The sequence below is a fragment of the Rhodococcus sp. R1101 genome (assembly GCF_000278445.1).
GTDB classification, from domain to species: domain Bacteria; phylum Actinomycetota; class Actinomycetes; order Mycobacteriales; family Mycobacteriaceae; genus Rhodococcus; species Rhodococcus gordoniae.
This window is the reverse complement of the sequence record NZ_AJVB01000122.1, coordinates 1-9,233: the sequence shown is the minus strand read 5'-3', so window position 1 is coordinate 9,233 and position 9,233 is coordinate 1. Positions and strand designations below refer to the sequence as shown.

At 69.0% G+C, this 9,233-nt stretch carries 7 protein-coding genes and 2 tRNA genes; 4 read left to right on the top strand and 5 right to left on the bottom strand.

The window, feature by feature from the left end; all coding sequences use genetic code 11:
- Positions 1 to 954: L,D-transpeptidase (locus R1101_RS0110410; RefSeq protein WP_198420257.1), on the bottom strand; the 954-nt coding region annotated here is incomplete at its 3' end.
- A 258-nt stretch (positions 955 to 1,212) separates the two neighbouring features.
- On the opposite strand from R1101_RS0110410, the gene R1101_RS0110405 reads away from it, so the two are divergent.
- Positions 1,213 to 1,285, top strand: a tRNA-Lys gene (locus R1101_RS0110405).
- Between the two features lie 93 nt (positions 1,286 to 1,378).
- Positions 1,379 to 1,451 (top strand) — tRNA-Lys (locus R1101_RS0110400).
- A gap of 166 nt (positions 1,452 to 1,617) precedes the next feature.
- Here R1101_RS0110400 and R1101_RS0110395 read toward each other — a convergent pair.
- Positions 1,618 to 1,842, bottom strand: a complete 225-nt coding sequence (locus R1101_RS0110395; RefSeq protein WP_016933371.1) for a DUF3618 domain-containing protein — start codon at positions 1,840 to 1,842, stop codon at positions 1,618 to 1,620.
- Between the two features lie 89 nt (positions 1,843 to 1,931).
- Between R1101_RS0110395 and bcp the strand changes: the two genes are divergently transcribed.
- Complete coding sequence (bcp, locus tag R1101_RS0110390; RefSeq protein WP_016933370.1) at positions 1,932 to 2,405, top strand: thioredoxin-dependent thiol peroxidase; 474 nt, start codon at positions 1,932 to 1,934, stop codon at positions 2,403 to 2,405.
- Between the two features lie 12 nt (positions 2,406 to 2,417).
- Here bcp and R1101_RS0110385 read toward each other — a convergent pair whose 3' ends face one another.
- Positions 2,418 to 3,788, bottom strand: a complete 1,371-nt coding sequence (locus R1101_RS0110385; RefSeq protein ID WP_037222794.1) for a dipeptidase — start codon at positions 3,786 to 3,788, stop codon at positions 2,418 to 2,420.
- 178 nt (positions 3,789 to 3,966) lie between these two features.
- On the opposite strand from R1101_RS0110385, the gene R1101_RS0110380 reads away from it, so the two are divergent.
- On the top strand, positions 3,967 to 4,767 hold the full coding sequence (locus tag R1101_RS0110380; RefSeq protein WP_016933368.1) for a TetR family transcriptional regulator: 801 nt from the start codon (positions 3,967 to 3,969) through the stop codon (positions 4,765 to 4,767).
- A 3-nt stretch (positions 4,768 to 4,770) separates the two neighbouring features.
- Here the strand turns inward: R1101_RS0110380 and acpS are convergent, their stop codons facing one another.
- Both acpS and R1101_RS0110370 read right to left on the bottom strand, forming a co-directional pair.
- Positions 4,771 to 5,184 (bottom strand): holo-ACP synthase AcpS, encoded by a 414-nt coding sequence (gene acpS, locus R1101_RS0110375; protein ID WP_016933367.1) that lies wholly within the window; start codon positions 5,182 to 5,184, stop codon positions 4,771 to 4,773.
- Between the two features lie 16 nt (positions 5,185 to 5,200).
- On the bottom strand, positions 5,201 to 9,233 hold a 4,033-nt coding region (locus R1101_RS0110370; RefSeq protein ID WP_016933366.1), incomplete at its 5' end, for a beta-ketoacyl synthase N-terminal-like domain-containing protein.

Genomic DNA, 9,233 nt, shown 5'->3' with positions numbered 1-9,233 from the left:
AGTGCGGTAGCCCTGCGCCGAGTCGGAGGGCACGCCGTAGGTGGACGAGTCCATGATCATGTTCTCGAACCGGTCGCCGATGATGTAGACGCCGTTCGGGGTGGGCGTGGAGTCCTTGCCGAAGGACGTCGCCATCGTGATGACGTCGACGCCGTTTCGGGTGACGGTGACCTGCTTGGTCGCGTCGTCGGCGGTGATGATCACCGCATCGCCGATGGTGAAGGACGAATGGACGTCGGACTGGCCGAAGAGACCGTCGCCGAGATCCTTGCCGTAGACGTTCACGTCGACGGTGACGGTGGTGCCGGGAGTCCAGTAGTTCTCCGGGCGCCACCGCACCTCACGGTTGTTGACCCAGTAGAAGGCGCCCTCGACCGGAGGGTTCGTGGTGACTGTGACGGCCGATTCGGCCGCGAGCCGGTCCGGGATGTTCTCGTCGAACTGCACGGCGATCGGCTGACCGATGCCCACGATCGAGCCCTCACCGGGCAGCACGTAGGGCTGGGTGAGATTCGCGGGCGACGACGTGGTGAACGCCGCGGTCGAGGTGGTCGCGCCGCCGAGTCCGTACGCGACGGTCTCGAGGGTGTAGGAGCGGTTGTAACCGAGGGGTTCGGTGTTCACCCAGGTCAGTCCGTCGGCGGCGAGTTCGCCCTGCACCGGCTCCCCCGCCGGGTCGAGCAGGGTCACCGAGTCGAGCTTGCCGTTGACGACCGAGACGGTCACCGGATCGATCGGCGAGAAGCCGACCGAGCCGTCGGCCACACTCGACGACACCGTCGGCTTGATGAGCGCGGCCACGGGATTGGAGTCGATCGGCACCTCCTCGGCACCCGAACCCGTACCGCCCGCACATCCGGTGACAAACACCACAACGCCGACGACGACCACTCCGAGGATCCCTCGCACCCGACGCCCGCGGGGGTTCCGCGCACTCGATTCCGCCACTGTCATACTCCGATCCCGCCTCCCCCAAGGCACCGAAAACGCACGTCACAACACCGAACACGATGATGCCAGCCTCTGATGCGGCCGGCCCGACGCGACTCCCCCGTACGTCGGTAACGTTCGCATGACAATCGCTCCGACCACCCGAGCCGTTACGGCGACGACCGTACCGAAAACATTCTGACCAGGCGATTTGGTACGTCGCGAGACGGTGTGTAATGTTCTCTTCGTTGCTGGGACGGCATCCTGGGAACAGATCGTCCAGCGCCATTAGCTCAATTGGCAGAGCAGCTGACTCTTAATCAGCGGGTTCGGGGTTCGAGTCCCTGATGGCGCACAACACGAAGGCCGGGCACCCAGTGTCCGGCCTTCGTTCTGGCGGTCACACCGTACCCTCTCGCCGAGACGACGACCGGGATACACACGCCACGCGCCATTAGCTCAATTGGCAGAGCAGCTGACTCTTAATCAGCGGGTTCGGGGTTCGAGTCCCTGATGGCGCACAACACGAAGGCCGGATACCGGAAACGGTATCCGGCCTTCGTCGTTCGCGACCGGTGACGCCGCCGCACGGCACTGTCCCCCGCACTCGATGGCACTGATTCCCCGGAACGAAGAACACCCACGCCGAGTCGACGTAGGTGTTCTTCGAAGCGGTGAGCGCGAAGGTCAGCGCAGGATCCTGCGCAGCACCAGCAATCCGACGACCGTGCCGGCCGCGATCGCCGCGTACTTCTTCACCTGCGGCTGGTTCACCTTTGCCAGGAGGGTCTGCTTCGTGCTCGCCACCAGATTCTTCGGGTTGGCGCGGACGCTCAGTTCGTCGAGTGTGCTCGCGAGCTGATTGCGGGCCTTCTCGATCTCCCGCTCGATGTCCTCGGTGTCCCTAGCCACGTGTCCTCCAGAAGGTCGCTGCAGTGTGCTGCGACCACGGTAATGGACGCGCGCCGGGAATGGCTGCACGGTCCACTACTGTCGCCCTCATGACGGAGAACAGCAGACTCACGCCCGGCGATCCCGCCCCCGATTTCACCCTCCCCGACGCCGACGGCAACGAGGTGTCGCTGTCGGACCATCGCGGCCGCAAGGTCGTCGTGTACTTCTATCCCGCCGCGAGCACCCCGGGATGCACGAAGCAGGCGTGCGACTTCCGCGACAACCTCGCCGAACTGAACGAGGCGGGCCTCGACGTGATCGGCATCTCACCCGACAAGCCGGCCAAGCTCGCGAAGTTCCGCGACGCCGAACAGCTGACCTTCCCGCTGCTGTCGGATCCCGAGAAGACCACCCTCCGGGCGTGGGGTGCCTTCGGCGAGAAGAAGATGTACGGCAAGACCGTCACCGGCGTCATCCGGTCGACCTTCCTCGTCGACGAGGACGGGAAGATCGAGGTCGCGCAGTACAACGTCCGCGCGACCGGGCACGTGGCGAAGCTGCGCCGCGACCTGTCGGTCTGATCGGTCCGGCCGTTACTGCGGTGCCAGCGAGGTCAGCAACAGCGCTTCGGCGACGGCGAGATTCTCGATCTCGGTGGGGTCGACACTCTCGTTCGGCGCGTGGATGACGCAGCGCGGTTCCTCGACGCCGATCAGGGCGATCTCGGCCTGCGGCACGGCGCGTTGCAGCGCGGTGCACAGCGGGATCGAGCCGCCCTGCCCGGCAGTCCCGACCTCCCGGCCGTAGGCGGTTTCGAGCGCGGTTCGCAGCGCGGCGTAACCGGGCCCGTCCGTCGGCGCACGGAAGGGTTCGCCGAGGACGTCGCGGTCGATGCGCAGATGCGCTCCCCACGGCACGTGGGCCTCGAGATGGGCGACGAGCGCGTCCTGGGCGGTGCGGGCGTCGATGCCCGGCGGCACGCGCAGGTTCAGGCGCGCGGACGCCCGCGGCACGACCGCCGCGGCCGAGCCGACGACGGGCGGGGCGTCGATCCCGAGGACGGTCAGGGCCGGTCGCGCCCACACCGCGTCGGCGACGGTGCCGGAAGTAGGCAGCGTGACACCGTCGAGCACGCCCGCATCGGCGCGGAAACGGTCCTCGGGGTACGGGACGCCGTCCCAGGTCGCGGAGCAGTCGAGTCCGTCGACGACCGTGTTGCCGTGTTCGTCGCGGAGGGTGCCCAACAGGTGCACGAGCGCGGCGAGCGCGTCGGGGGCCGCTCCGCCGTACATCCCCGAGTGGATCTCGCCTCTCAACGTCTCGATGTGCACGTCGACGTTCGCGATGCCCCGCAGCGTGGTGGTGAGCGTGGGTTGCCCGACTGCGGTGTTGCCGCAGTCGCCGATGACGATGAGGTCGGCGTCGAACAACTCGGGTCGCTCGGCGACGAGGTGGTCGAGTCCGGCCCCGCCCATCTCTTCCGAGCCCTCGATGACGATGCGGACACCGACAGGCAGAGAGCCGTCCTCGCGCAGCGCCCGCAGTGCGAGCAGGTGCATGACGACATTGCCCTTGCAGTCGGCGGCACCGCGGCCGTACCAGCGACCGTCCCGTTCGGTGAGGGTGAAGGGCTCGCTGTGCCAGAGCGATTCGTCGCCGGGCGGCTGAACGTCGTAGTGGCTGTAGAGCAGAACCGTCGGTGCGCCCTCCGGTGCGGGTGTGTGGCCGAGGACGGCGAGCGAGCCGTCGGAGGTCTCGATCGTCTCGACGTTCTCGATTCCTGCGGCGGCGAAGGCATCCCGCACCCAGTTCGCGGCCCCTGTGCACTCTTCGGCGGGGAACTGACGCGGATCCGCGACGGAGCGGAAGGCGACGAGGGTTGCGAGGTCTGCCCGCGCGGCCGGCATCGCGATACGGATCCGCTCACGAATTCGGTCCGGGATGGTGGTGTCCACGCTGCTCATCGATCTCCGTCCGTCGAGGTTCTGCCGCCATCCTAGGACCGGCCGGGCGGGACCCGACGGGACTCGGCGACGCTCCGGCGCGGACGAGTCCCGTTCCCGGCGTCACATCTTCCATTTCTGACACTCGGACTCACAGCAAGTATTCGGTAAAGAGATGCCCTACGGCTAGCCTGGGCGCGTGGAGTCAGCAACGAACGGCCGCCGCGCCCCGCGCCGGATCGATCCGGCGCTCGAGGTTCAGGCCGAGCCCCAGGAGCTCGTGCCGCGTCGGCGGCCCACCCAGGAGCGGAGCCGCCGCAAGTTCGATGCCCTGCTGGCGGCCTCGCGTGAACTGCTCACCGAGGTCGGCTTCGAGTCGTTCACCTGCGAGGAGGTCGCGTCCCGCGCCGACGTCCCCATCGGCACCCTCTACCAGTTCTTCGCCAACAAGTACGTGATCGTGTGCGAGCTCAACCGGCAGGACCTCGTGGGGGTCCAGAGCGAGCTCGCCCAGTTCAACGGCAAGATCCCGTCGGTCGACTGGTTGCGCTTCCTGAACAGCTTCGTCGACCACCTCGCCGGGCTGTGGACCACCGATCCGTCCCGGCGCGAGGTCTGGCTCGCGATGCAGTCCACCCCGTCCACCCGCGCCACCGGCGCCATCCACGAACGCGAGTTCGCCGAGCAGGTCGCACGGATGCTTGCGCCGCTCACCCCCGACACCCCGCGGCCGCGCCGCAAGCTCATGGCCGAGGTGCTCGTCCACATCGTGTACTCGATGCTCAACTTCTCGGTGCAGGACGACCAGACCCACGCCGACGCCGTCGTCGAACTCAAGCGGATCATGGTCGCCTATCTGCAGATCGCCGAACAGGATTCCCGCGCGCAGGCCAAGCGACGCCGACGCCGCGAGGAACGCGCGGAATCCTCACGCGAACAGACCGACCGGCAGGAGACCGAAACGGATCAGGCCGAGGAAGCTCGCGCTCCCTCGGCCTGATCCTCATATCGTCGTCGGTCGGTCGCCGACCTCGTCGAGGACGACGAACGCGCCGGCCATGTCACCGTCGTGGGTGAGCGACACGTGGATCCGCATCCCGGTCAGCCTCTCCGCGACCTCCCGGTGCAGTCGGATGCTCGGGCGTCCCCACGCGTCGGACACCACCTCGATCTGCTGGTGGATCGTCTCCGGCAACACCGGTGGACTGCCGAACAGCGAGGCCGACCACGCCTTGATCACCGCTTCCTTCGCCGCCCACCGGGCCGCGAAGTGACGGGCGGGATCGGAGCTGCGGGTGTTCGCGTCGCGACGCTCACCCGGTGTGAAGTTCGCCAGCATCGTCGTTCCCGTACGACTCAGCTGTTCCGCGAACTCCGGCACCGACACGAGGTCGAACCCGACTCCCGCAACTCCCATTCCGAGACCCGTCTACTTACTTGCAGCCGGGCAGACCCGAGCGGTACACCTCGTCGTCACCGAGACGCGCCTCCGCCGAGAGCAGCATGTCCGCCTCGAGCTGACGCGTGGCCGCTGCAGGCACGTGATCGCCACCGAGACGACGATCCGCGGGACGCTGGTAGAGCGACGCCCCACCGGTCATCGCGTCCACGAGACGACGCTTGCCGGCGACGGTGCGCTCGGCAGCCTTCGCCAGGTAGGCCTCCCGGCGCTCGGCCGGGACCGCCTCGACGAACGCCTGCGGATGCACCACGGCGATCAGACCCGACACGTGCCCGAACCCGAGGCTCGTGAGCAGACCCGCCTTGAGCGGGAGCTGCTCACCGAAGCGGATCGGTGTGCGCGGCCACACCAGGTGCTCGAACTCCGCCATCTTCTCGTCGACACAGTCGAGGCTGCGGTTCGGCGGAACCACACCCTGCGCGAGAACCTGGCACAGGCCGATCAGCTGGAAGGCGGCGGCGCCACCCTTGGCGTGACCGGTCAGCGACTTCTGCGAGACCACGAACATCGGGTTGCCCTCGCTGCGGCCCAGCGCACCGGCCAGACGCTCGTGCAGTTCGGCCTCGTTCGGATCGTTCGCCGCGGTCGAGGTGTCGTGCTTGGAGATCACCGCGATGTCGTCGGCCGTGAGGCCGAGCTTGCGCAGTTCCTTCGCCAGACCCGACTCGCGTCCACCGCGACCCGCACCGAGTGCACCGATGCCGGGCGCCGGGATCGAGGTGTGCACACCGTCGGCGAACGAACCCGCCCACGCGACCACACCGAGCACCGGCAGTCCCATCTCGAGCGCGACGTCGCCGCGGGCGAGCAGGATGGTGCCGCCACCGGCCGACTCGACGAATCCACCGCGACGACGGTCGTTGGCGCGGGAGAAGCGACGATCGCTGATGCCCTTGGCCTGCATGTCCTCCGACTTGGCGGTCGCGGACATGTCACCGAAGCCGACGATGCCCTCGATACCGAGATCGTCGAAGCCACCGGCGACGACCAGATCGGCCTTGCCGAGCTTGATCTTGTCCACGCCCTCCTCGACGGAGACCGCAGCCGTGGCGCACGCCGCGACCGGGTGCACCATCGCGCCGTAGCCACCGACGTACGACTGGACGACGTGCGCGGCGATGACGTTCGGCAGGGCCTCCTGCAGGATGTCGTTCGCGCGGGATTCGCCGAGCAGCGTGTCGATGTACAGCGACCGCATCGACGACATTCCGCCCATGCCGGTGCCCTGTGTGTTGGCCACCATCGACGGGTGCACCCAGCGCAGCAGCTCCGACGGGGTGAAGCCACCGGTGAGGAAGGCGTCGACCGTGGTGACGATGTTCCACAGACCCACCCGGTCCACCGAGTCCGCCATGTCGGCGGGGATGCCCCACTTCGTGACGTCGAAGCCGGTCGGGATCTGACCGCCGACCGTGCGGGTCAGCTTCGCCTTGCGCGGCACGCGGATCTCGGTGCCGGCCTTGCGGGTGACGGTCCAGTCGCCCGACTCGGCGTCGACCGACGCGACCGTGTTCTCCGGATCGGAGTCGACGAAGGCGCGGGCCTCGGCCTCGGAACCGACGACGAAGGACAGATCCTTGTCGAGGAAGACCGAGGTCAGCAGCGGCGCCGTGTTGTCGATCATCGCGCCCTCGTCGCCGTAGCGGCGGATGCCGCAACGCTCGACCACCGCGTCGTGGTAGCGGTCGGCGATCTCCGCCTCCGGCACCAGCTCACCGGTCTCGGTGTCGTAGAAGCCCGGCTTGGGATCGTTCTCCCAGCCGATCAGGCCCGTGACCCACGCCAGTTCGAGCACACCCGCGGCCGACAGTTCCTCGTCGACCTCCATCTCGAAGCGGGTGCGAGCCGAACCGTAGGGGCCGAGCTCACCGGCACCGACGATGACGACCGTGTCGGACAGGTCGGCGGTGACCGTGCCCCACTCGGGGGTCGGCAGTGCCTCCGCGCGCGGAGGCTCGGGCAGCGCCGCGATGGTCGCGGTGCCGTCCTCGGTCTCCTCGACGGCGTCGGACGCCTCCTGCGCCTGCTTCGCGAGCGCCGGCAGGTCGACATCCACCTCGGACAATCCACCGGTCAGGTCCGCGACGAGCGGGGCCTCGGCGGCGAGACGCGTGGCCTCCGGTCCGACCAGCTTCAGCAGCTCCTCGGCCATCTCGTCCGTCGACCAGGTGCGCACACCGGCAGCCTCGACGGCGTCGACCAGCGGGTCGTTGCCGCCCATCAGGCCCGTGCCGCGCACCCAGCCGATGAGGGCGTGGGCCAGGGTGACGCGCTCGGCCCAGGTGCGCTCGGCGCTCCAGCGGTTGATGACCGCGTCGAGTGCGGCCTTGGCCTCACCGTAGGCACCGTCACCACCGAACTTGCCGCGGTTCGGCGAACCGGGCAGCACGACGTGCAGGTGGGTGTCGACGTCGCGGTCGTAACCGATCTTCGACAGTCCGGCGATCAGTCGCTCGACCGACCACAGCAGCACCCGCATCTCCATCTCGGCGCGCGCACCGGCGTCGGCGAGCGAACCCGCCACGCGCGGCGCAGCGAACGGGAAGAGCAGCGTCGGGGTGAGCGCGTCCTTGATCAGCTTCTTCGCACCACCGGCGACCTCGACGGTTTCGGTGCCGATCCACTCGATCAGGGCGTCGACGTCGCTGTAGGACGCCATGTTCGCGGGCACCACCCACAGAGCGGCACCGGCCCGGGCGTTGCGTGCGTACAGCTCCTTGTAGAAGCCCAGGCGGCTGTCGTTCAGCGAGGACGTCGTGACGACGACCGTCGCACCACCGGCGAGCAGCTTCGCGGCGACCGCTGCGCCGATACCGCCCTTGCTGGCGCCGGTGACCACGGCGATCTCGTCCGCGTACTCGGCGCCCTCGGTGACGACGGCGGCCTCGGCGATCGCGGCGTAGGTCTGCGCCAGCTCCGTGCGACCGGCCTCCGTGGCCTTGCGGCCCCAGAACTCGGCGTGCGCGGCGACGGTCCGGCCCGAACCGGTGAACCGCTCGCTCCGGAGCTGCTCACCGAGCCAGACACGGGCCAGGTCCTCACGGGCGGTGGCCCAGCGGTCGTCGATCAGGACGGCCCTGCGCTCGTCGAAGGCAGGTGCGACCAGACGCGGCCAGTCGGAGCCGAGCTCCGCCGACACCAGGTCGACCAGTTCGTCGTCGGCCTTGTCGGCCGGACCCGACACCTGCTCGGTGTGGCCGAGCTGCTCGAGCACGAGGCGTGCGGCGTTCGCGAGAACTCCGTCGCGGCCGGTGATCTGCTCGGCGAACTCGCCGAGGGCAGCGGCGTCGACCGTGGCTCCCCCGCCGCCACCGGCGGACGGCATGGACACGGCGATTCCGCGACGCGAGGCCACCGCCTGCACGGCGGCGTCGATCAGCTTGTCGACCGAAGCGGCATCCGCCAGGGCACCGTCGGTCAGACCACCGAGGTCACCGCCGCGGACGGACGCACCGTCGCGGCTACCGAGCGCAGCTTCGGCGGTGACGTGCGACGCCCAGCCCTCGCCCAGACCCCACACCTTGGTGACGCGGTCGGCGATGTAGGCGGGACGCTTGCCCGACGGGCCGAACACCTTGCGCAGGTGGTCGTTGATCGAGTCCGACAGCACCGGCCCGAAGGGACGGTAGGTGCGGGCGAGACGGTCGACCGTGCCGGCGAGGGCACCCATGTCGGCGTCGGCGGCACCGTCGATCGCGCCGAGCGACAGCTCGGAGCCGAGGTCGACGAGCAGCTGGTTGCGGCGCGAGGACACACCGTCGCACAGGGCCTCGATCGTGTCGGCGGGACCGATCTGATCCGGGCGCAGCTTCGTCCACAGGGCGATGAGCACCTTGGTGGCGTCGGCGGCCTTGAACGCGATGTCGTCCGGGGTGGGGCCACCGGCCGGCGCAGCAGGAGCCGCGGCGGGTGCCGGGGCCGCAGCGGCGGCGGGAGCGGCCTCGGCGGCCGGTGCGGCCGGCTCGTCGTCCTCGACCGGAGCCGGGTCGGTGTCGGTCGAGTAC